This is a genomic window from Tepidimonas sp. HKU78, assembly GCF_049860815.1.
In the GTDB taxonomy this organism is placed as follows: domain Bacteria; phylum Pseudomonadota; class Gammaproteobacteria; order Burkholderiales; family Burkholderiaceae_C; genus Tepidimonas.
The window spans coordinates 214,596-235,082 of sequence record NZ_CP187547.1; the positions used below are offsets into that span (position 1 = coordinate 214,596).

16 protein-coding genes, 2 tRNA genes and 1 pseudogene are annotated in these 20,487 nt (G+C 68.0%); 10 read left to right on the forward strand and 9 right to left on the reverse strand.

The window, feature by feature from the left end:
- Positions 1 to 16: 16 nt before the first annotated feature.
- The gene (locus ACPYIS_RS01110) at positions 17 to 676 is read left to right on the forward strand and encodes a TetR family transcriptional regulator (protein ID WP_424858707.1); all 660 of its coding nucleotides are present in this window, start codon (positions 17 to 19) and stop codon (positions 674 to 676) included.
- Positions 677 to 685: 9 nt separating this feature from the next.
- Here ACPYIS_RS01110 and metH read toward each other — a convergent pair whose 3' ends face one another.
- From metH to ACPYIS_RS01125, 3 genes are all read right to left on the reverse strand, one after another.
- Positions 686 to 3,415 (reverse strand): methionine synthase, encoded by a 2,730-nt coding sequence (gene metH, locus ACPYIS_RS01115; RefSeq protein ID WP_424858706.1) that lies wholly within the window; start codon positions 3,413 to 3,415, stop codon positions 686 to 688.
- A gap of 10 nt (positions 3,416 to 3,425) precedes the next feature.
- Positions 3,426 to 4,520, reverse strand: coding sequence for a redox-regulated ATPase YchF (gene ychF, locus ACPYIS_RS01120; RefSeq protein ID WP_299019560.1), 1,095 nt, complete (start codon positions 4,518 to 4,520; stop codon positions 3,426 to 3,428).
- Positions 4,521 to 4,597: 77 nt separating this feature from the next.
- Positions 4,598 to 5,500 (reverse strand): MOSC domain-containing protein, encoded by a 903-nt coding sequence (locus ACPYIS_RS01125; RefSeq protein ID WP_424858705.1) that lies wholly within the window; start codon positions 5,498 to 5,500, stop codon positions 4,598 to 4,600.
- Positions 5,501 to 5,594: 94 nt separating this feature from the next.
- Here ACPYIS_RS01125 and ACPYIS_RS01130 point away from each other — a divergent pair, with 94 nt between their 5' ends.
- The 3 genes from ACPYIS_RS01130 to ACPYIS_RS01140 are packed head-to-tail and all read left to right on the forward strand — an operon-like array spanning position 5,595 to position 9,458.
- Positions 5,595 to 6,755 (forward strand): FAD-dependent oxidoreductase, encoded by a 1,161-nt coding sequence (locus ACPYIS_RS01130; protein WP_424858704.1) that lies wholly within the window; start codon positions 5,595 to 5,597, stop codon positions 6,753 to 6,755.
- A gap of 40 nt (positions 6,756 to 6,795) precedes the next feature.
- Entirely contained in the window at positions 6,796 to 7,554 is a 759-nt protein-coding gene (locus tag ACPYIS_RS01135) for a DsbC family protein (protein WP_424858703.1), read from the forward strand.
- Entirely contained in the window at positions 7,551 to 9,458 is a 1,908-nt protein-coding gene (locus tag ACPYIS_RS01140) for a M61 family metallopeptidase (RefSeq protein WP_424858702.1), read from the forward strand. The genes ACPYIS_RS01135 and ACPYIS_RS01140 overlap by 4 nt, the downstream gene beginning before the upstream one ends.
- Here the strand turns inward: ACPYIS_RS01140 and ACPYIS_RS01145 are convergent.
- Positions 9,412 to 10,230, reverse strand: a complete 819-nt coding sequence (locus tag ACPYIS_RS01145; protein WP_424858701.1) for an enoyl-CoA hydratase-related protein — start codon at positions 10,228 to 10,230, stop codon at positions 9,412 to 9,414. The genes ACPYIS_RS01140 and ACPYIS_RS01145 overlap by 47 nt on opposite strands.
- Before the next feature lie 117 nt (positions 10,231 to 10,347).
- Between ACPYIS_RS01145 and ACPYIS_RS01150 the strand changes: the two genes are divergently transcribed.
- The 4 genes from ACPYIS_RS01150 (at position 10,348) to groL (ending at position 13,424) form a co-directional block, all read left to right on the forward strand.
- Complete coding sequence (locus ACPYIS_RS01150; protein ID WP_299019551.1) at positions 10,348 to 11,139, forward strand: enoyl-CoA hydratase; 792 nt, start codon at positions 10,348 to 10,350, stop codon at positions 11,137 to 11,139.
- Between the two features lie 46 nt (positions 11,140 to 11,185).
- A tRNA-Met gene (locus ACPYIS_RS01155) sits at positions 11,186 to 11,262 on the forward strand.
- 179 nt (positions 11,263 to 11,441) lie between these two features.
- Positions 11,442 to 11,732 carry a co-chaperone GroES gene (groES, locus tag ACPYIS_RS01160; RefSeq protein WP_043702757.1) on the forward strand — a complete coding sequence of 97 codons (291 nt, stop codon included), beginning with the start codon at positions 11,442 to 11,444 and terminating at the stop codon, positions 11,730 to 11,732.
- Positions 11,733 to 11,789: 57 nt separating this feature from the next.
- On the forward strand, positions 11,790 to 13,424 hold the full coding sequence (gene groL, locus ACPYIS_RS01165) for a chaperonin GroEL (protein WP_299019547.1): 1,635 nt from the start codon (positions 11,790 to 11,792) through the stop codon (positions 13,422 to 13,424).
- A 103-nt stretch (positions 13,425 to 13,527) separates the two neighbouring features.
- Here groL and ACPYIS_RS01170 read toward each other — a convergent pair whose 3' ends face one another.
- The 3 genes and pseudogenes from ACPYIS_RS01170 to ACPYIS_RS01180 all read right to left on the reverse strand — a co-directional run bounded on the left by ACPYIS_RS01170 (position 13,528) and on the right by ACPYIS_RS01180 (position 16,369).
- On the reverse strand, positions 13,528 to 13,764 hold the full coding sequence (locus ACPYIS_RS01170) for a hypothetical protein (RefSeq protein ID WP_058615685.1): 237 nt from the start codon (positions 13,762 to 13,764) through the stop codon (positions 13,528 to 13,530).
- A gap of 243 nt (positions 13,765 to 14,007) precedes the next feature.
- Positions 14,008 to 15,160, reverse strand: a pseudogene (locus ACPYIS_RS01175) (acyl-CoA dehydrogenase family protein).
- Positions 15,161 to 15,172: 12 nt separating this feature from the next.
- Positions 15,173 to 16,369: an acyl-CoA dehydrogenase family protein gene (locus ACPYIS_RS01180; RefSeq protein ID WP_424858699.1), complete on the reverse strand. Its 1,197-nt coding sequence runs from the start codon at positions 16,367 to 16,369 to the stop codon at positions 15,173 to 15,175.
- A gap of 167 nt (positions 16,370 to 16,536) precedes the next feature.
- On the opposite strand from ACPYIS_RS01180, the gene ACPYIS_RS01185 reads away from it, so the two are divergent.
- Positions 16,537 to 16,612: transfer RNA gene (locus ACPYIS_RS01185), tRNA-Asn, on the forward strand.
- A gap of 45 nt (positions 16,613 to 16,657) precedes the next feature.
- Positions 16,658 to 18,211, forward strand: coding sequence for an ATP-binding protein (locus ACPYIS_RS01190; protein WP_424858698.1), 1,554 nt, complete (start codon positions 16,658 to 16,660; stop codon positions 18,209 to 18,211).
- 31 nt (positions 18,212 to 18,242) lie between these two features.
- Here ACPYIS_RS01190 and ACPYIS_RS01195 read toward each other — a convergent pair whose 3' ends face one another.
- Both ACPYIS_RS01195 and flgL read right to left on the reverse strand, forming a co-directional pair.
- Complete coding sequence (locus ACPYIS_RS01195; protein WP_424895200.1) at positions 18,243 to 19,454, reverse strand: HDOD domain-containing protein; 1,212 nt, start codon at positions 19,452 to 19,454, stop codon at positions 18,243 to 18,245.
- Positions 19,455 to 19,498: 44 nt separating this feature from the next.
- On the reverse strand, positions 19,499 to 20,476 hold the full coding sequence (gene flgL, locus ACPYIS_RS01200) for a flagellar hook-associated protein FlgL (protein ID WP_299018850.1): 978 nt from the start codon (positions 20,474 to 20,476) through the stop codon (positions 19,499 to 19,501).
- Between the last annotated feature and the right edge of the window lie 11 nt (positions 20,477 to 20,487).

The window sequence follows — 20,487 nt, forward strand, 5'->3', positions numbered from 1 at the left end:
TCTCACCGACCCCGCCATGGCCCGCCGCACCAAAGAGGAAGCCGAACAGACCCGCGCCCAGATCCTGGCCGCCGCGCGGCGGGTGTTCCACGAGCGCGGCGTCGGCCAGACCTCGCTCGAGCACATCGCCCAGGCGGCGGGTGTGACGCGCGGCGCCATCTACTGGCACTTCGCGAACAAGGGCGAACTGCTGCAGGCCATGTGCGACGAGGTGGCCATCCCCTTCATCGACCGGCTGGACTACACCCTGCTGCAGGACACCCGTGCCGATGCCCTGAGCCGCGTGCGCAACTTCCTGCTGCAGGTGACCGGCTCCATCGACGCCGATCCCCAGTTGCGCGCGATCATGCAGGTGCTGGAGTTCAAGTGCGAGTTCGTGGGTGAGCGCGCCCGCGACCTGGACGACTGGGTCCGGCACAACGAGGAGTGTTTCGCGAAGCTGGAGCGCACCTACGCCGCCGCCCGGCGGGAGGGCAGGCTGCGTCCCGACCTGACGCCATCCCTGGCCGCCCTGGAGACGCAGTGCTTCCTGGCGGGGCTGATCCGCCTGCGGCTGCTCGGGCAGCCCGCCATGCAGGCCCCCGCGACCATCCCCGCCCTGATCGAGGCCCACGTGCGCAGCCGCGCCTGCCCGCCAGCCGAGGCGCAGGCCCCGCGGCAGACGCTGGCGGCCTGAGCGCCGCCGTCACAGGTTCGGCGCCAACCAGCGCGCCAGCTCGTCCACCGGCAGACCGCGGCGCGCGGCCATGTCTTCCAGCTGGTCGCGGCCGATCTTGCCGACGTTGAAATAGGTGCTGTCGGGGTGCGCCAGGTAAAAGCCGCTGACGCTGGCCGCCGGCGTCATGGCCAAGCTCTCGGTCAAGCCCATGCCGATCTCGTCACAGCGCAGCAGCGCGAACAGGTCGCGCTTGACCGTGTGGTCCGGGCAGGCCGGATAGCCTGGCGCGGGCCGGATGCCCTGGTAGCGCTCGGCGATCAGCGCCTCGTTGCTCAGGCGCTCGTGCGGCGCATAGCCCCACAGCTCGGTGCGCACGCGCTCGTGCAGGCGTTCGGCCAGCGCCTCGGCCAGCCGGTCGGCCAGCGCCTTGAGCATGATGGCCGAGTAGTCGTCGTGCGCCGCCATGAAGCGCGCCTCGTGCGCCTCGACCCCGATGCCCGCAGTCACCGCGAAGGCCCCCACATAGTCGGGCACGCCGCTGGCCAGCGGCGCCACGAAGTCCGCCAGGCAGCGGCTCGGGCGCATCACACCGTCGATGGCCTGCTTCTCGGTCTGCTGGCGCAGGTTGTACCAGGTCAGCACTGGCAGCGTGCGCGACTCGTCGGCGTAGAGCACGATATCGTCCCCCTCACCGCTGGCGGGCCAAAAGCCCAGCACGGCGTTTGCGGTCAACCAGCGGCCGTTGACGATGCGCTCGAGCATCGCCTGCGCGTCGGCAAATACCTTGCGGGCCTGCTCGCCGACCACCTCGTCATCCAGAATGGCCGGATAAGGCCCGGCCAGATCCCAGGTCTGAAAAAACGGCCCCCAGTCGATGTAGCGCGCGATCTCGGCCAGGTCGTAGTGCAGGAACACCCGCCGCCCCAAAAAACTCGGGCGCACGGGCTGCCAGCGGCCCCAGTCGATGGGCGTGCGGTTGGCGCGCGCCTTGGCCAGCGGCCACAGCGTGACGGGTTTTTTGGCGGCGTGCTGGGCACGCACGCGCTCGTAGTCGGCGCGCAGCTCGGCCACGAAAGCGTCGCGCTGCTCGCCCAGCAGCGCCTGTGCCACCCCCACCGCGCGCGACGCATCAGGCACGTACACCACCGGGCCGCGGTAGCACGGCGCAATCTTGACCGCCGTGTGCACGCGGCTGGTGGTGGCACCCCCAATCAGCAGCGGCACGCCCCGCTCGGCAAACCAGGGGTCCTTGTCCATCTCGGCGGCGACGAACTGCATCTCCTCCAAGCTCGGGGTGATCAAGCCCGACAGGCCCACCGCGTCCGCGCCCACCTCTTTGGCTTTGGCCAGGATGTCGTGGCACGGCACCATGACGCCCATGTTGACCACCTCGAAATTGTTGCACTGCAACACAACGGTGACGATGTTCTTGCCGATGTCGTGCACGTCGCCTTTGACGGTGGCGATGACGATCTTGCCTTTGGGCTTGGCGTCGCCACCGGCGGCTTGGAGCTGGCGCTTTTCCTCCTCGATGTAGGGCACCAGGTGTGCCACGGCCTGCTTCATCACGCGCGCACTCTTGACCACCTGGGGCAGGAACATCTTGCCCGCGCCGAAGAGATCGCCCACGATGTTCATGCCGGCCATCAGCGGGCCTTCGATCACGTGCAGCGGACGACCGCCTTGCGCCTGGATCTTCTGCCACGCCTCTTCGGTGTCCTCGACGATGAAGTCCGTGATGCCGTGCACGAGCGCGTGGCTCAGGCGCTCCTCGACCGGCAGCGCGCGCCAGGCCAGCTTGGCGCTGTCGTCTTTGGCCGCGCCCTTGACCTGTTCGGCGATCGCCAGCAGCCGCTCGGTCGCGTCGGGGCGGCGGTTGAGCACCACGTCCTCCACGCGCTCGCGCAGCTCGGGGTCGAGCTCGTCATAGACGCCGATCTGACCGGCGTTGACGATGCCCATGTCCATGCCGGCGCGGATGGCGTGGTACAGGAAGACCGTGTGAATGGCCTCGCGCACTGGCTCGTTACCGCGGAAGCTGAAGCTCACGTTGCTCACGCCGCCCGACACCTTGGCGCCCGGCAGGTGCTGCTTGATCCAGCGCGTGGCTTCGATGAAGTCGACCGCGTAGTTGTCGTGCTCCTCGATGCCGGTGGCGATCGCGAAGATGTTGGGGTCGAAGATGATGTCCTCGGGCGGGAAGTCCACCTCGTCGACCAGGATGCGGTAGGCCCGCTCGCAGATCTCGATCTTGCGCTGGAAGGTGTCGGCCTGGCCCTGTTCGTCGAAGGCCATCACCACGGTGGCCGCGCCGTAACGCCGGATCAGCCGCGCCTGGCGCTTGAACTCGGCCTCGCCCTCCTTGAGGCTGATGGAGTTGACGACGCCCTTGCCCTGGATGCATTTGAGCCCCGCCTCGATTACCTCCCACTTGGACGAGTCGATCATGATCGGCACGCGCGCGATCTCGGGCTCGGACGCGATGAGGTTGAGGAAGCGCACCATCGCGGCCTTGCTGTCGAGCATGGCCTCGTCCATGTTGACGTCGATGATTTGTGCGCCGTTTTCCACCTGCTGGCGCGCCACGGCCAGCGCGTCCTCGAAGCGCCCCTCCAGAATCATGCGGGCAAACGCCTTGGAGCCGGTGACGTTGGTGCGCTCGCCGATGTTGACGAACAGGCTGCCCTCGCCGATGACGAGCGGCTCCAAGCCCGACAACAGCATGGGCGGAATGCGGCGCTCGGCAGCGGACCCCATCGAATCTGGCTCAGACATTGAAGAGGAAGTGGATCACGTCCCCGTCTTGGACGACGTAGTCCTTGCCCTCGGCGCGCATCTTGCCCGCCTCCTTGGCGCCTTGCTCGCCCCGAAAGCGGATGAAATCCTCGAAGGCGATCGTCTGCGCGCGGATGAAGCCGCGCTCGAAGTCGGAGTGGATCACGCCCGCCGCCTGCGGGGCGGTGGCGCCGATCGGTATCGTCCAGGCGCGCACTTCTTTTTCGCCCGCGGTGAAGTAGGTCTGCAGCCCTAACAACTGGTAGGCCGCGCGGATGAGGCGGTTCAGGCCCGGCTCCTGCAGCCCCAGCTCGCGCAAAAACTCGGCGCGGTCGGCGTCGTCCATGTCGGCCAGCTCGGCCTCGATCTTGGCGCAGATGGCCACCACCGGCGCGCCCTGGCGCTGGGCATAGTCGCGCAGCTGGTCCAGGAAAGGGTTGTTCTCGAAGCCGTCCTCGGCCACATTGCCGACGAACATCGCGGGTTTGGCCGTGATCAGGCACAGCGGCTTGAGCAGCGCCCGCTCTTCGTCGGTCAAGTCCATCACGCGCACAGGGCGGCCTTCGTCCAATACGGCGCGCGCACGGCCCAGCACGGCCACCATCTTGGCCGCCTCCTTGTCGTTGCCACTCTTGGCGGCCTTTTGGTAGCGCTGCAGGGCTTTGTCCACCGTGCCCAGGTCGGCCAGGCACAGCTCGGTTTGGATGACCTCGATATCGGCGATCGGGTCCACCCGGCCGGCCACGTGCACGATGTTGGGGTCATCGAAGCAGCGTACCACGTTGATGATGGCGTCCGTCTCCCGGATGTGCGACAGGAACTGGTTGCCCAGCCCCTCGCCCTGGCTGGCACCGGCGACCAAGCCCGCGATGTCCACGAATTCGACGATCGCGGGCACCACACGCTGGGGCTTGACGATGGCGGCGAGCTGCTGCAGGCGCGGGTCGGGCACCTCGACCACGCCCACGTTGGGCTCGATGGTGCAAAACGGATAGTTCTCGGCCGCGATGCCCGCTTTGGTCAGGGCGTTGAACAGGGTGGACTTGCCAACGTTGGGCAGGCCCACGATGCCGCATTGGAGGCTCATGGCAAAAAGCGAAAGGGTGACGGGCAGGACGGCGCTTGGGCGCCGACAAAGGGTGGCATTCTACCGGCGACGCCGCTTCACCAGGCCCCCCAGTGGCCATTGGCACGCATGCCTTCGTGCAGCATCTGCCCGACGCCCCGGCGCACGATGGCGTTCATGCCGAAGGTGACCGCGCCCATCAGCCGCCGATCCTGCCGGTAGGTGTGCAGCACCGGGCTCAGACGCCCGTCCGGCACGCCGGTGGCCGGATCGACGTCGGGGATGCTGCAGCGCGCACACGGCTTGACGAGTTGCAGCGTCGCCAGCGGCGCGCCGACCGGGACGCCGTCGGCCGAGAAATCGATGCGCTCGATGCGATCCTCGTCATGCGGATACACGCCACCGATCACCAGATTGGCGCGCAGGCGCTCGATGCCCACGGGCGGCTCGCCGCGCGCGGCCAGACGCTCGTTCAAATCGTCCAGCGACGCCTGCGACACCACCAGCAGCGGGTAGCCGTCACTGAAGGTGTTGGGCGCCTCGATGCCCCCCGTCCAGCGGTAGGACGACAGGCGCCGCTCGTCGGGGTCGAAGCGCACCAGCCGCAGCGGCCCCATCCCGGGCGGCAGATCGTCGCCCAGGAAATCCGTGAACCACTGTGCCGCAGCATCGCCCATGTCGAACGCGTCCACCGTGTCATCCCAGACGCGCACGCGGCACGGCGCTTCGGCCGCATCCAGCGCCACGTGCAGGGACAGCATGCCGGGCGCGCGCAGCTCCAGCCGCCCCAGGCGCAGCCGCGGCTGCACCAGCGCCATGCGCGGCAGCTCGCGTTGCGAGACGAACTCGCCGTCCGCGTCCACCACCATCCAGGTGCGGTCCCACTCCAAGCCGGTGTCGAGCAGCTCGACCGTGCGCAGGCGAATCCCGGCGCACGACTTGACCGGATAGATCCAGATTTGCTCCAGCGTCAGCGGCAGGGTGGTGGTGGCGGCATTCATGGGACGGCGGGGCTCGCGAAACAGGGTCAAACCCCATTGTGCCCAAGGTCGGCGCGGACGGCACGCAGCGGCAGTGCGCGCCTACAATGACCCCATGACCAAAACCTATGACGTCGCGATCCTGGGGGGCGGCATCGTCGGCCGCACGCTGGCACTGCTGCTGGCCCGTGAGCGGCTGCGGGTGGCGCTGGTCGAGCGCGCGCCCCCAGCGGGCGGCGCCACCCCCGACATCCGAGCCTACGCGCTCAACGCCGCCTCGCGCGCTTTGCTCGAGTCGGTGCGCGCGTGGCCGACCGACGAGCGCGCCGCCACGCCAGTGCACCACATGTGGGTGGCCGACGCCGATGCGCCGCCGCTCGTGCCCGTTACCGATGCAGCGGCGGCCGTGCGCTTCGACACCGACGGCGGCGCACCACTGGCCTGGATCGTGGACGTGCCGGTGCTGGAGGAGACGCTGGCGCAGGCGCTGGCGTATCAGCCGGGCATCGAGCGGCTCGTCGGCGACGGCAGCCAGCGGCCGCGCGCGGCGTTGACCGTGATCTGCGAGGGCCGACGCAGCGCCACCCGCGCGGCCGAAGGCTTCGCCTACGACACGCGCCCGTATCCGCACACCGCGATCGCCGCCCGGCTGCGCTGCGAGCGCCCGCACGGGGCCGTGGCGCGGCAGTGGTTTCGCGACGATGAGATCCTGGCGCTGCTGCCGCTGGACGGGACGCAGGGGCACACCGTCGCCCTGGTGTGGTCGGTGCCGCACGCGCGTGCGGCCGAGCGGCTGGCCTGGCCCGCCGAGGCACTGGCGCAGGCGGTGCAAGACGCCTGCGGCGGCGCGCTGGGTGCGATGCAGCTCGAAGGCCAGCCCGCGGGCTGGGCGCTGGAGCTGTCCATCGCCCGCCCTTGGGTACGCCCGGGCCTGGCGCTGGCAGGCGACGCCGCCCACGCCATGCACCCATTGGCCGGGCAGGGCCTCAACGTCGGGCTGGGCGACGTGGCCGAGCTGGCGCGCGTGCTGCGCGAGCGCGAGTACTGGCGCTCCCTGGGTGACTGGCGGCTGCTGCGGCGCTACGAGCGTGCACGCGCCGCGCCCGTGGCGGCCATGCTGCTGGCCACCGACACGCTGTACGGCCTGTTCGGCCACCCCGACGAGCGGCTGGCCACGCTGCGCCGCTGGGGCCTGCGCGCGGTGGACCGGCTGGAACCGATCAAACGCTGGTTCATCCAACAGGCAGCGGGGCAACCCGTCGCCCCCCACCCCTGAACGGCGCCCAGTATTCGCGCCCTCCTCCGAGAACGTCCACATGATCCGTCTTTCGTCTCTTGCGTCGCCCCCCGTTTTGGCTGCCGGGCTGCTGGGCATCGCGCTGCTGGCCCCGGCCGCGCACGCCAACGAGGCCCTCATCCGCAAAAACCTGAGCGAGCGTCTGCCCAACCTGCCCCGCATCGACGAAGTGCGCCCCACCCCGATGCGCGGTCTGTTCGAGGTCCGGCTCAACGGCACCGACCTGCTCTACACCGACGCCGAGGGCAACTACCTGATCCAGGGCGTGCTCATCGACACCCGCGCCCGCGTCAACCTGACCGAGGAGCGGCTGGACAAGCTCACCGCCATCGCCTTCGACGACCTGCCGCTCAAGGACGCGTTCACGGTCGTGCGCGGCAACGGCCAGCGCAAACTGGCCGTCTTTGCCGACCCCAACTGCGGCTTCTGCAAGCGCTTCGAGCGCGACCTGGCCAAGCTCGACAACGTCACCATCCACACCTTTCTGTACCCGGTGCTGGGCAAGGATTCCGAGCAAAAGTCGCGTGCCATCTGGTGCGCCAAAGACCGCGCCAAGGCTTGGGACGACTGGATGCAGCGCAGCGTGGTGCCCCCCGAGCCCAAGGCGGACGCCAAGTGTGACACGACGGCCCTGGAACGCAATCTCGCCTTTGGGCAAAAATACCGCATCACCGGCACGCCCACCACCATCCTGGCCAACGGCACGCGCGTGCCCGGCGCGGTGGGGCTGGACCGCCTGGAACCCCTGCTGGCGCAAGCCAGCGCTGCCGGCAAATGAGCCGCGACGCCGCGCGCACGGCAGCCGCCCTCCGCTACACGGTGGAAGTGGCCGACGCCCACGCCCACCTGTGGCGTGTGACGTTGGTAGTCGACCACCCCGCGCCGTGCCAGCGTGTGAGCCTGCCGGTGTGGATCCCGGGCAGCTATTTGGTGCGCGAATTCGCCCAACACCTGCTGTCCCTGCGCGCCACCGCGGACGGTCGGCCCGTTGCCCTGCGCGCTCTGGACAAAAACACCTGGCAGGCCGAGTTGGACGACGGCGCAGCGACGCTGGAGCTGACGGCCGAGGTCTATGCTTTCGACCCCTCGGTGCGCACCGCGTACCTGGACGCGCAGCGCGGCTTCTTCAACCCCACCAGCCTGTGCCTGCGCGTGCATGGCCGCGAAGACGAGCCGCACACGCTGACGCTGCGGCCCAACCGCTGGACACGCGGCTGGCGCGTGGCCACGGCGCTGCGGCCGCTGCCCAGCGGCCGCACCCGGCACGCGGCCTCCGCCCGCTGGCGCTGGGCCGAGGGCGATGGGTTCGGCCCCTACTGGGCCGCCGGCTACGACGAACTGGCCGACAGCCCGGTGGCGATGGGCGACTTCTGGTGCGGCGACTTCACGGTGCGCGGCGTACCGCACCGATTCGTGGTCAGCGGCGCACCCGCCGGGTTCGACGGCGAGCGGCTGCTGCGCGACACCGCCCATATCTGCGAGGCCGCCATGACTTTGTGGCATGGCCCGCGCGGCACTCCGCCCATCGACCGTTACGTTTTCCTGCTGCAGGCCACGCACGACGGCTACGGCGGCCTGGAACACCGCCACAGCACCGCGTTGGTGTGTGCACGCACCGACCTGCCCCTGCAGCCGCTGCCCGATCAGCCTGCCTCGACCGCGCTGCGCGCCAGCGACGGCTACACCACGCTACTGGGACTGATCAGCCACGAATACTTTCACACCTGGAACGTCAAGCGGCTGCGCCCGCGCGAGTTCACCCGCTACGACTACGACCGCGAAAACCACACCGAGCTGCTGTGGTTTTTCGAAGGCTTCACGAGCTACTACGACGACCTGTTGCTGCTGCGCGCGGGCCTCATCGACGCCCCGACCCACCTGCAGCTGCTGGCCAAGACGATCAACCAAGTGCTGCAAACCCCCGGCCGCCACGTGCAAAGCGTGGCGCAGGCCAGTTGGGACGCCTGGATCAAATACTACCGCGTGCAGGAAAACACACCCAACGCCACCGTCAGCTACTACACCAAGGGGGCCCTGGTGGCGCTGTGTCTGGACCTGACGCTGCGCGCCGAGGGCCGCGCCACGTTGGACGACGTGATGCGCGCGCTGTGGCAGCGTTGTGACGGCGGCCCCATGCGCGAAGCTGACCTGCGCACCGTGCTGCGCCAACTGGCCGCACGCCGCCTGGACGCCGAACTGGACGCCTGGGTCCACGGCACCGACGAGCTGCCGCTGCGGCCACTGCTGGAGCGTGGCGGCATACGCTGGCAGGAAGAACCCGCCCCACTCGCCCAGCAACTGGGCGTGCGTGTGGACGAGAGCCAGGGCGTGCGGCTGCGCAACGTGCTGCGTGGCAGTGCCGCCGAAGCGGCGGGCATGGCCGCCGGCGACGAGTGGCTGGCCGTCGAGCGCGCCCGGGAGGTCTGGCGCGTGCGCCGGCTCGACGACGTCGCGCTGCACGCCCGCGGATTGACCGCCGGTGAGCCGCTGACGGCCTGGGTGGTGCGCGATGGCCGCGTGCTGCGCTGCACGCTGAGTTGGCCACCACCGGCCGTGGCGGTGCAGCTGCTGCCCGGCGCCGATAGCCGCCACCCCCTCATGGGGCCGGGCACGCGACCGCCTGCCGCTGCGCGGCCTACTCGCCGCGGAACTGCGGCGCGCGCTTCTGCAAGAAAGCGGTGACACCCTCCACGTAATCGTGCGTGCGACCGAGCGCCGACTGAAGGTCGCGCTCGACCTCGAGCTGCTGCTCGAACGAGCGCTGCAGCGCGCCGCGCAGCAAATGGCGCGTGGCCACCAGCGCGCGCGTGGGCATGGCCGCCAGCCGCTCGGCCAGCGCCAGCGCCGCCGCCAGCGGGTCGTCGGCCACGTCCCAAATCAAACCCCAGTCTTTGGCTTGCTGGGCGGACAACTTGTCCCCCAGCAAGGCCAGACCCATGGCACGCGCCAAGCCCAGGCGCTCCACGGTCAGCCAACTGCCCCCCGCATCCGGAATCAGCCCGATTTTGCTGAACGCCTGTACGAAGCTGGCGTGCGGCGCGGCAATCGTGAGGTCGCAGGTCAGCGCCAGCGACACCCCCGCCCCTGCGGCCACGCCGTTGACCGCGGCCACCGTCGGCACGCGCAGGTTCATCAGCGCGCGCGCGCTGGGATTGAAACATTCGTCGATCACCGGCCCCGGGTTGGCGCGCTCCATCTGTTCGGGGCCAGGCGTGAAGTCCAGCTCCGATAAGTCCAGCCCGGCGCAAAAGCCACGCCCCGCGCCGGTGAGCACCAGCGCGCGCAGGCTGCGGTCGGCCTCGACCTCGGCCAGCGCCTGCTGAAACGCGCGGTGCATGGAACGGGTGAAGCTGTTGAGTGCCTGCGGGCGATTCAGCGTGAGCAGCGCGACCGCGCCGCGGCGCTCGAAGCGGATCTCGTCGGCCGGGGGCGTCTCGGCAAGCGTCGTGGTCATCCATCGTCTCCTCTGGTTAGGGGGCAAGCACGGCGGGCAGCTTGCGCTACAGTCGCTGCGTCACACCCCATCTCGATTTCGTTTTCCATTGTGCCACCCCGTCCCGAGGACTCCCACATGAGCGAGACCACCCCCACCTACGAAACCCTGCTGATCCACACCGAAGGCCCGGTCGGCGTCATCACGCTCAACCGGCCCAAGCAGCTCAACGCGCTCAACGACCAGCTCATGACCGAGTTGGGCCAGGCGCTCAAGGCGTTCGACGCCGACGACGCCATCGGCTGCATCGTGCTGACCGGCAGCGAAAAGGCCTTCGCCGCCGGCGCCGACATTGCCGCCATGGCGCGCTACACCTTCTCGGACGTCTACGGCAGCGAGTACATCACCCGCAACTGGGAGGCGCTGCGCCACGTGCGCAAGCCGGTCATCGCAGCCGTCGCCGGCTTCGCCCTGGGTGGCGGCTGTGAGGTCGCCATGATGTGCGACATCATCATCGCTGCCGACAACGCGCGCTTTGGCCAGCCCGAGGTCAAGATCGGCGTCATCCCGGGCGCCGGCGGCACGCAGCGGCTGCCGCGCGCGATCGGCAAGTCCAAGGCCATGGAGCTGGCGCTGACGGGCCGCATGATGGATGCCGCTGAAGCCGAGCGTGCCGGGCTGGTGAGCCGCGTCGTGCCGCTGGACAAGCTGATGGACGAGGCGATGGCGATGGCGCTGTCGATCGCGGCCATGCCCCGGCTGGCCGTGCTGGCGGCCAAGGAAGCCATCAACCGCGCCTTCGAGGGGTCGCTGGCCGACGGCTTGGCGTTCGAGCGCCGCATGTTCCACGCCATGTTCGCCACCGAAGACCAAAAAGAAGGCATGGCCGCCTTCCTGGAGAAGCGCACGCCGCAGTTCCGCCACCGCTGACGGCCACGGCAGCCGGTTGGTTTTTCGCTATAATGCGGCCCTCGTTGGCGCTTTAGCTCAGCCGGTTAGAGCGACGGAATCATAATCCGCAGGTCCGGGGTTCGAATCCCTGAAGCGCCACCAAGAATGCTCCCAAGCCCGCCCGAGTGCGGGCTTTTTTGTTGCCCCGCGCAGCCCCCCTTGAAAACACGTCGCCAAGGCCCTATCATTAGCACTCGTCAGCGGTGAGTGCTAACACACGGCATCCGCCGCTCGCTCTTCCTCTTCTACTTCCTCTCATCGTCCTTTCGACAGGAGATCGCATGAAACTTCGTCCTCTCGCCGATCGCGTGATCGTCAAGCGTCTAGAAAACGAGACCAAGACCGCCTCGGGCATCGTGATCCCGGACAACGCGGCCGAGAAGCCCGATCAAGGCGAAGTGCTGGCCGTCGGTCCCGGCAAGACCAACGACAAGGGCGAGACCAAGCCCCTGAGCGTCAAGGTCGGTGACCGCGTGCTGTTCGGCAAGTACAGCGGCCAAACCGTCAAGGTCGACGGCGAAGAGCTGCTGGTCATGAAGGAAGACGACCTGTTTGCCGTCATCGAGAAGTGATCCCGACCCCCGTGGTCTGACGTCCATCACTCACTCATTTGCAAAGGAATCTGAACTATGGCAGCCAAAGACGTGGTTTTCGGCGCTGATGCGCGCCATCGCATGGTCGAGGGTGTGAACATCCTGGCCAACGCCGTCAAAGTGACCCTGGGCCCCAAGGGCCGCAACGTGGTGCTCGAGCGCTCGTTCGGCGCCCCCACCGTGACCAAGGACGGTGTGTCGGTCGCCAAGGAAATCGAGCTCAAGGACAAGCTGCAGAACATGGGCGCCCAGATGGTCAAGGAAGTGGCGTCCAAGACCAGCGACAACGCTGGTGACGGCACCACCACCGCGACCGTGCTGGCCCAGGCCATCGTGCGTGAGGGCATGAAGTACGTCGCCGCTGGCATGAACCCGATGGACCTCAAGCGCGGCATCGACAAGGCCGTCGAGGCGCTGGTGGCCGAGCTCAAGAAGATCAGCAAGCCCACCACCACCAGCAAGGAAATCGCCCAGGTCGGCGCCATCTCGGCCAACAGCGACGAGTCGATCGGCCAGATCATCGCCGATGCGATGGACAAGGTCGGCAAGGAAGGCGTGATCACCGTCGAAGACGGCAAGAGCCTGCAAAACGAGCTGGATGTCGTCGAAGGCATGCAGTTCGACCGCGGCTATCTGTCGCCCTACTTCATCAACAACCCGGACAAGCAGGTCTGCGTGCTGGAGAACCCGTACGTCCTGCTGCACGACAAGAAGATCAGCAACATTCGCGACCTGCTGCCCGCGCTGGAGCAAGTGGCCAAGGCCGGCCGTCCGCTGCTGATCATTGCCGAGGACGTCGAAGGCGAGGCGCTGGCCACGCTGGTGGTCAACACCATCCGCGGCATCCTGAAGGTGTGCGCGGTCAAGGCCCCGGGCTTCGGCGATCGCCGCAAGGCCATGCTGGAGGACATCGCCATCCTGACCGGCGGCAAGGTCATCGCCGAAGAAGTTGGCCTCACGCTCGAGAAAGTCACGCTGGCTGACCTGGGTCAGGCCAAGCGCGTCGAAGTGGCCAAGGAAAACACCACCATCATCGACGGCGCGGGCAAGGCCGAGGACATCGAGGCGCGCGTCAAGCAGATCCGCGTGCAGATCGAAGAAGCCACCAGCGATTACGACCGCGAGAAGCTGCAAGAGCGCGTGGCCAAGCTGGCCGGCGGTGTGGCGGTGATCAAGGTGGGGGCGGCCACCGAGGTCGAAATGAAGGAGAAGAAGGCCCGTGTCGAAGACGCGCTGCACGCCACCCGTGCCGCAGTCGAAGAGGGCATCGTGCCCGGCGGTGGCGTGGCGCTGCTGCGCGCCCGTCAGGCCGTGGGTGAGCTCAAGGGCGCCAACCCCGATCAAGACGCGGGTATCAAACTGGTGATGAAGGCCGTCGAAGCGCCCCTGCGCGAGATCGTGGCCAACGCCGGTGGCGAGCCCTCGGTCGTGATCAACAAAGTGCTCGAAGGCAAGGGCAACTTCGGCTTCAACGCCGCCAACGACACCTATGGCGACATGATCGAGATGGGTATTCTGGACCCGACCAAGGTGACCCGCACCGCGCTGCAAAACGCGGCGTCGGTGGCTGGCCTGATGCTGACCACCGAGTGCATGGTTGCCGAAACGCCCAAGGCCGAAACCCCGGCGCCGGCTGGCGGCGGCATGGGCGGCATGGGTATGGACATGTGAGCAGCCGACCACGGCACATCACATCCTGACCACTCGCGGGGGCGATGCCCCCGGCGAGTCGGCAAAAAACCCGCTGGGGACGTTTCCGCCTCAGCGGGTTTTTTCATGGCCGGCTGGCGACACCGATCGCGCGGTCATCGATACCGCGGTCGTTCAACAGGGCCCGGACCTCGCGCTCATACGCCTGCAACCGGGACACGGCGCGGGCGCGTTGCTCGGGTGTGGCCTGCCGCTCGTGCCAATCGGCCAACCAGCGGCACCCTGCACGCCACAGTGCATCCTGGTAGGCGGCGAGTTCGGGATCGGGCGAGCGCCAGGTGCGCGCCCACAGCACGCGCACCAGCGGCGTTGCGCGGCATCCAGCCGGGCATGCCAGTGGCCAGTCCTTGCCATCGTTGCAGCAGTTCCACGATCGCGGGCAGTTGCTCCGCCCGATACCATGCATGCCAGCGACGCCGCCCCCCAAGGGCACAGGCCAACGCCAGCGCCCTCGCGAACGGGTTGACTTCGGGGTCGCGGCGATACGCATGGCAGGTGGATCGTCCCACGACAGCCGGGTTTCCGGCGCTTCGGACCGGTGCGCTCACCCCCGCGCCTCACGCTCGCGGCTGAGGGCCATGAAGCGCGCCAAGTGGTGATCTTCGTCGCCGTATTCGTGGTCGATCATGACCAGGCGTTTGGCGTAGTGCGCCAGCGGCAGCTCCCAGGTCATGCCCATGCCACCGTGGAGTTGGATGCTCTCCTCGGCCAACTGAATCCCGCTGCGCCCGATGGTGACCTTCGCGGCAGCGATGCGTCGGTCGCGTTCATGCGTATCGCCATCATCGAGCGCGGCTGCCGCGTTGATGACGGCCGAGCGCGCTTGCTGCACCGCCATCCACAGATCCACCGCCCGGTGCTGCAGGGCTTGAAAGCTGCCGATGGGGCGCCCGAATTGACGGCGCGTTTGCAAATACTCGCGCGTCATGGCAAAGGCCGCCTCCATGGCACCCAGCCCCTCGGCGCACAAAGCCAGGGTGCCACACGCCAGCCCGTGGGCCAGCACGGGCGCGGCGTGCGCGGGCCCCACCACCCGCGCATCGATGGGCAGCGGCACGGCCGACAGCACCAGATCAGCGGCGGCTCCACCATCGACGCGCCGATAGGCTCGCACCGTCACGCCGGGCGCGCTGCGGGGCACCCAAAACAGTGCCAGCCCCTCGGCGTCCCGCGCCCCACCACCGAGTCGCGCCGAGACCAGCCAACCGCTGGCCTGCCCGCCATGGGGCACCACGGCTTTGTGGCCATCGAGCACCCAGCCGCCGGCATCGCGCTGCGCCGTGGTGGCGATGGCGGTCGGCTCGACGGGCCCATCGGGCTCGTGGTGCGCCAGCGCCACCACCGCGCCCTGGGCGATATCCACCAGCAGCGGGTCTCTGAGCGCTGACGCATCGGCGTGGGCCAGCATCTGCCCCACCACCAGCGAACCCAGCAACGGCTCGACCACCAAGGCTCGCCCGACGCACTCAAAGACCGTCATGATGTCGAAGCCCCCGCCGCCCAGCCCGTCCACCTCAGGTGGCAACAGCGCCGCCACCGCGCCCAGCTCCACCAAGTCGCGCCACACCTGCGCGTCGTACCCCAGCGGCGATGCGGACGCGGCGTGCCGACGTGCCAAAGGATAGATAGCGCTGCGCGAGGTAGCGTTGCAGCGAATCGGCCAGCATACGCTGGTCATCGGTCAGCGAAAAATCCATGTCGCACCCCCGTCAAAGCCCCAGCACCGCCTTGGCGATGATGTTTTTTTGAATCTCGTTGGAGCCGCCGAAGATCGACAGCTTGCGCAGGTTGAAATATTGCGTCGCGGCACTGGCCGCCCCGGGCGGCCCGACCGCCTGATCGGCCCCCTCCAGCGTCAGCGCCTCGTCGATCCAGGGCAGGGCATACACCCCGACGGCGCGGCGCATGAGGCTCTGGATCTCCTGCCGGATCTGCGTACCCAAAATCTTGAGCAACGAACTCTCCGGCCCCGGCGCCCCACCGCCAGCCACTGCGGCCAGCACCCGCAATTGGGTGGTCTGGAGGTTATCCAAGTCGATCTCGACCCGCGCCAGGCGCGCCGCGAACAGCGGGTCTTCGATCAGGGGCCTGCCCCCCTTGTGCACCGCCCGCGCGATGACCTTGAGCCGCTGCAGCGCGGCCAGCGACAACCCCACACCAGCGATGTTGGTGCGCTCGTAGGTCAGCAAGTATTTGGCGATCGTCCAGCCCTGGTTTTCGGCGCCGACCAGCCGATCCAGCGGCACGCGCACGTTGCTCAGAAATACCTCGTTGACCTCGTGCTCGCCGTCCAGCGTCAGGATGGGCCGCACCTCTACGCCCGGGCTGTCCAGATCCAGCAGCAAGAAGCTGATGCCCTCCTGCGGCTTGGCCTGGCGGTCGGTGCGCACCAGACAGAACATGCGGTTCGCGTAGTGCCCGAGCGTGGTCCACGTTTTTTGCCCGTTGACGATGTAATGGTCGCCCTCGCGCGCCGCGGTCGTCTGCAGCGATGCCAAATCCGACCCCGCCCCCGGCTCGGAATAGCCCTGGCACCACCAGTCACTGCCGTCCAGAATGCGCGGCAGCCAGTGGCGCTTCTGGGCCTCGGTCCCGTAGCGGATCAGCACCGGCCCCAGCATGTTGACGCCAAACGGCACGATGCGCGGCGCACCCGCGAGCGCGCATTCGTTTTCGAAGATGAAACGCTGCACCGGACCCCAGCCCGGCCCACCCCACTCGCGCGGCCAGTGGCTGGCCAACCAGCCCCGCGCGTGCAAAATCGCATGCCAGCGCGCCATGTCGTCGCGCGTCAAGCGCAGCCCCTGGCGCACCTTGGTGGCCAGCTCGGGCGGTAAGTTGGCACGCAAAAACGCGCGCACCTCATCGCGAAACGCGACCTCTTCGGGGGTGAATCGCAGATCCATACCTACTCCAGATACGCCGGCGTCCATCGGTGGGACCACTCGCGGCAGGCGATGCGCCATTGTGCGAGGCCACGCACGTCTGTGCCATGCCTGGCTGTCGTGCCGGTGACGTGCGCGGCACGCGTCAGAGCCACGCGAATTTCTCGATATAATCCCGGCTTTGCCGATCCCCGATAGCTCAGTCGGTAGAGCGCCGGACTGTTAATCCGTAGGTCCCTGGTTCGAGCCCAGGTCGGGGAGCCAGCCATGCCACCTGCCCCTGCCGCTCAGGCCAGCATAATTGGGGCCATGAAGCGCAAGAAGCTGCCCATCGGCATCCAGACCTTCGCCAAGATTCGCGGCGACGATTACTACTACGTCGACAAAACACCGCTGGCGCTGCGGCTGATCGAATCCGGCTCGCATTACTTCCTCTCCCGCCCGCGGCGCTTTGGCAAGTCGTTGTTTTTGGACACGCTGGCTGAACTCTTCGCGGGCAACGAGCCCCTCTTTCGGGGGCTGTACTGCCACGACAAGTGGGATTGGGGGAAGAAACATCCCGTCATTCGGATCAGCTTCGGTGGGGGGCGGCTCGCCAGCCGCGAAGGGTTGGAAGCCCACATCGCCGACGAGCTCGACGCCAACGCCCAACGCTTGGGGCTAGACATACTCGCAGCCGCTGACAACCACCTGCGCTTTCGCCACCTGATTCAACAGGCCGTCAAGCGCCACGGCCAGCGCGCCGTCGTCTTGGTCGATGAATACGACAAACCGATCCTGGACAACCTGACCGAGCCCGACGTCGCCCGCGCCATGCGCGAGGGCTTGCGCAACCTGTACTCCGTCATCAAGGATCAGGACGCCCACATCCAGTTCGCGTTCCTGACCGGGGTTTCCAAGTTCAGCAAGGTCTCGATCTTCTCGGGCCTGAACAACCTCAACGACATCACGGTCGATGCGGCCTACTCGGCCATCTGTGGCTACACGGAAGCGGACGTCGATACCGTCTTCGCCCCGGAGCTCGAGGGGCTCGATCGCGACGATATCCGCCGCTGGTACAACGGCTACAACTGGCTGGGTGAGTCGGTCTACAACCCTTTCGATTTGTTGCTGCTGTTTGACAAGCGCGACTTTCGTCCCTACTGGTTCGAGACGGGCACACCGACGTTTCTGATCCACGTGTTGACGCGGCGGGGTTACTTTTCCCCCGCACTGTCGCGCCAGCACACGAGCCTGGAGCTGCTCTCGGCTTTCGATGTCGATGTCATGGAGCCGACGGCCCTGTTGTTTCAGACGGGCTACCTGACGATTCATGGCGTGCAGGAATACCTGCCGGGCCAGCACCTGTACGAGCTGGGCTACCCCAACCGCGAGGTGATGACCAGCCTCAACAGCGCGTTGCTGCCCGGCTTGGGGCTCGACGCGCAGCGCGCGTTTACCCACCGCTTGAACCTGCTGGCCCTGTTGCGCGCGGCCGATGTATCGGCCCTCAAGGCCCATGTCGAGGCGCTCTTTGCCGCCATCCCGCACGACTGGTACCGCAACAACCCCATCGCGCAGTACGAGGGCTACTGGGCCAGCGTCTTCTACAGCCACATCGCAGCGCTCGGGCTGGATTTGATCGCCGAAGACGTCACGAGCCAGGGCCGCATCGATCTGACGGTGAAGCTCCCGGAGCGCATCTACCTGTTCGAGTTCAAAGTGGTCGAGCTCGAACCGGAAGGCAAGGCGCTCGCGCAACTGAAAGCCAAAGACTACGCCGCCAAATACCGCGCCGCGGGCGTGCCCATCCACTTGGTGGGCATCGAGTTCAGCCGGGACAGCCGCCGCGTGGTGGGGTTCGAGGCCGAGACCTTGGGTTGAGCGCCCCCTCGGCCTTTGGTGCTCCACCCACTCACCCCCACGATCGCGCCTGCGCCAGCGTACGCAGCAGCGCGGTGTTGACGGTTTCGAGCGCAAAGCCCACCTCTTGGCACAGCAGCGGCAGTGCCTGGGACTGTGCCGGGTCGGCCAGGCGCTGCGCCAGCGACAGGTAGGGTGCGTAGGGGCCGGCGCCCTCGACCAAGGCGTCGCGCACGGCATCGGACAGCGGCACGCGCTCGGCCAGCTGCGCCATCGGCACGCGCAACCACTGGTCCAACGTGGCAAACAGCCCGGTGAGCAGCACGTCGTTGGCCAGGGTTTGTTGTGCGCCGGCGTCCATCAGTTGCCCCATGAGGCGCGCCCGCAGCGCCAGCGTGTGGCGGGCCGGCAGCAGCTCGGTGTCGGCGACGGCCAGCCCCAGCAAGCGCGTCAAGGCATCACGCAAGCGGCGCTCGCCCAACAGCCCGATGGCCTGGCGCACGGACGGCAACACACGGCCACGGCCGAACGCGTCGCTGTTGAGCAGTTGCAGCAAGCGATAGGTCAGCACCGCGTCGCTGTGGATGAGGACCAGCACGCGCTCGGTGGAGGCGTCGCGCAGCAGCGCCTGCTGCACGCGCAGCAGGGTGCCTTTGTCGATGCCGATGGAGCCCCGCGGGTGGCGCGCCAGCGCGTCGGCGATGGGCCAATCCACCACACCCCAAGCGTGCGCGGCATCCAGACAGTGCGCGGCCAGCGCGACTTGACCGATGCCCTCGTAGATCTGCCCCGGCAGCAGGCCGGCCTCGATAGTCGGGGCCGGAACCACAGCCAGCGCCTGCGACGCCTGCTCGGGCCACAGGTGTAGCACGTAGCGCAGGCTGTCGTCCTCGCCCAGCGGCGTGGGGCGTGGGGCGCGCGCCAGCGGCAGGCGCTGCACCAGCCGGTGGCCCAGGCGCCGCGCCTGGCTTTCCAGGTGCCGCCAGTCGGCAGGGGCGCGCTGGGCGGCATCCGGCAGCTCGATCCACAGGTGCTCGGGCGCCGACGCCACCAGCGCCTGTCGCACCGCGCGCGGCTCGGCCAACGCCACCAGCAGCCGCGGCGACCCCGCCGACCACCAGTCGTCGATCGCGTGCAGCAGGTGCGGGACGTTGACCTCGTCATCCAGCAGCCGCACGTGCAGGCGCACGCCGACCAGCTGGCGGCTGCGGCCCCAGATGGGTTGGTAGGTAAAAACGGCTCGGTCGAGCAGACTCAGGCGCATCACCCCGCCACTGTAGCCGAAGGCGCGCCAGCCCCGTCAGCCCATTAGGCCAGGTACTGGAACAGGGACAGTCGCTGCACCTGTGCGTAGGAGGACAGCCCAGCCTGGTAGCCCAGCTGCTGCGTCTGGAAGCGCGAGATGGCTTCCACCATGTCCAAGTCCGTCAGTTCGGACGCCTGTTCGATGTGGTAGTCCTCACGGCTGCGCATGGCGGCTTTCATGGAGTCCGCACGGTTGAGCCAGTCGCCCAGCTGCGCCCGGGCGGTCATCACGGCGTCGAGCCGTGTGGCCAAGTTGCTATTGGCCTGTCCCAGCTCGGTGCTCAGTTGGCCCGGGGTCAGCGTATTGTTGCGCAGCGCGTAGATGGCGCGGTCCAGCGTTTCCCAAATACTGTCGTTACCTTGGGTATAGGTGGTGCCGTCGTAGGAAAAGCCAAAGATGACCCGCCCATCCAGCCCGGTGGGCAGCGACGTCTCGGTGGGTGGCTCTTGCCCCGCTACGCCATAAGCCCGTACGGCCCGGTCGTCGGCGCCATAGAGTGGCAGCGGCGCGCCGGTGACTGCCTCGAACGGGCGCGTCTGGGGGTCCTCGACGCCCAACCCCATAAACAGGGGCCGCCCAAGCGTGTCTTTGGTATTGGCCAGCGCCAAGATACGCTCGCGGATGCCGTCGAGCTCCTCGGCGATCACCTGCCGGTCCGAGGCATTGAGCGCGCCGTTGCCGCCCTGCACGATAAGCTCTTTGGCACGGTGGTACAGGTCGGTGACCGTGGCCAAGGTGCTCTCCGCCAGCTCGAGGCTGCGGCGCGACGCCTCCAGTGCGCGCTGGTCGGCCTGCACACGCTGCATGCGCGCCTGCTCGCGCTCGGCCAGCGCCGCAGCCGCTGGGTCGTCGCTGATGGTGCGCACCCGCTTGCCCGACGAGAGCTTGTCCTGCTGCTCGGCCAGTTCCGCCTGGCGCCGTTGCAGGCGCGCGATGGTGTTGTCGTAGCTATAGGCGGTGGCAACACGAAACGTGCTCATGATGGGACCCC

Excerpts from the sequence above, each read along its gene's own strand:
- ACPYIS_RS01190 (WP_424858698.1), top strand. The coding sequence starts at position 16,658 with ATGAAGCGCAAGAAGCTGCCCATCGGCATCCAGACCTTCGCCAAGATT.
- ychF (WP_299019560.1), bottom strand. The coding sequence starts at position 4,520 with ATGAGCCTCCAATGCGGCATCGTGGGCCTGCCCAACGTTGGCAAGTCC.
- metH (WP_424858706.1), bottom strand. The coding sequence starts at position 3,415 with ATGGGGTCCGCTGCCGAGCGCCGCATTCCGCCCATGCTGTTGTCGGGC.
- ACPYIS_RS01130 (WP_424858704.1), top strand. The coding sequence starts at position 5,595 with ATGACCAAAACCTATGACGTCGCGATCCTGGGGGGCGGCATCGTCGGC.
- ACPYIS_RS01180 (WP_424858699.1), bottom strand. The coding sequence starts at position 16,369 with ATGGATCTGCGATTCACCCCCGAAGAGGTCGCGTTTCGCGATGAGGTG.
- ACPYIS_RS01140 (WP_424858702.1), top strand. The coding sequence starts at position 7,551 with ATGAGCCGCGACGCCGCGCGCACGGCAGCCGCCCTCCGCTACACGGTG.
- ACPYIS_RS01125 (WP_424858705.1), bottom strand. The coding sequence starts at position 5,500 with ATGAATGCCGCCACCACCACCCTGCCGCTGACGCTGGAGCAAATCTGG.
- ACPYIS_RS01110 (WP_424858707.1), top strand. The coding sequence starts at position 17 with ATGGCCCGCCGCACCAAAGAGGAAGCCGAACAGACCCGCGCCCAGATC.
- ACPYIS_RS01145 (WP_424858701.1), bottom strand. The coding sequence starts at position 10,230 with ATGACCACGACGCTTGCCGAGACGCCCCCGGCCGACGAGATCCGCTTC.
- groL (WP_299019547.1), top strand. The coding sequence starts at position 11,790 with ATGGCAGCCAAAGACGTGGTTTTCGGCGCTGATGCGCGCCATCGCATG.
- ACPYIS_RS01195 (WP_424895200.1), bottom strand. The coding sequence starts at position 19,454 with ATGCGCCTGAGTCTGCTCGACCGAGCCGTTTTTACCTACCAACCCATC.
- flgL (WP_299018850.1), bottom strand. The coding sequence starts at position 20,476 with ATGAGCACGTTTCGTGTTGCCACCGCCTATAGCTACGACAACACCATC.
- ACPYIS_RS01150 (WP_299019551.1), top strand. The coding sequence starts at position 10,348 with ATGAGCGAGACCACCCCCACCTACGAAACCCTGCTGATCCACACCGAA.
- groES (WP_043702757.1), top strand. The coding sequence starts at position 11,442 with ATGAAACTTCGTCCTCTCGCCGATCGCGTGATCGTCAAGCGTCTAGAA.
- ACPYIS_RS01135 (WP_424858703.1), top strand. The coding sequence starts at position 6,796 with ATGATCCGTCTTTCGTCTCTTGCGTCGCCCCCCGTTTTGGCTGCCGGG.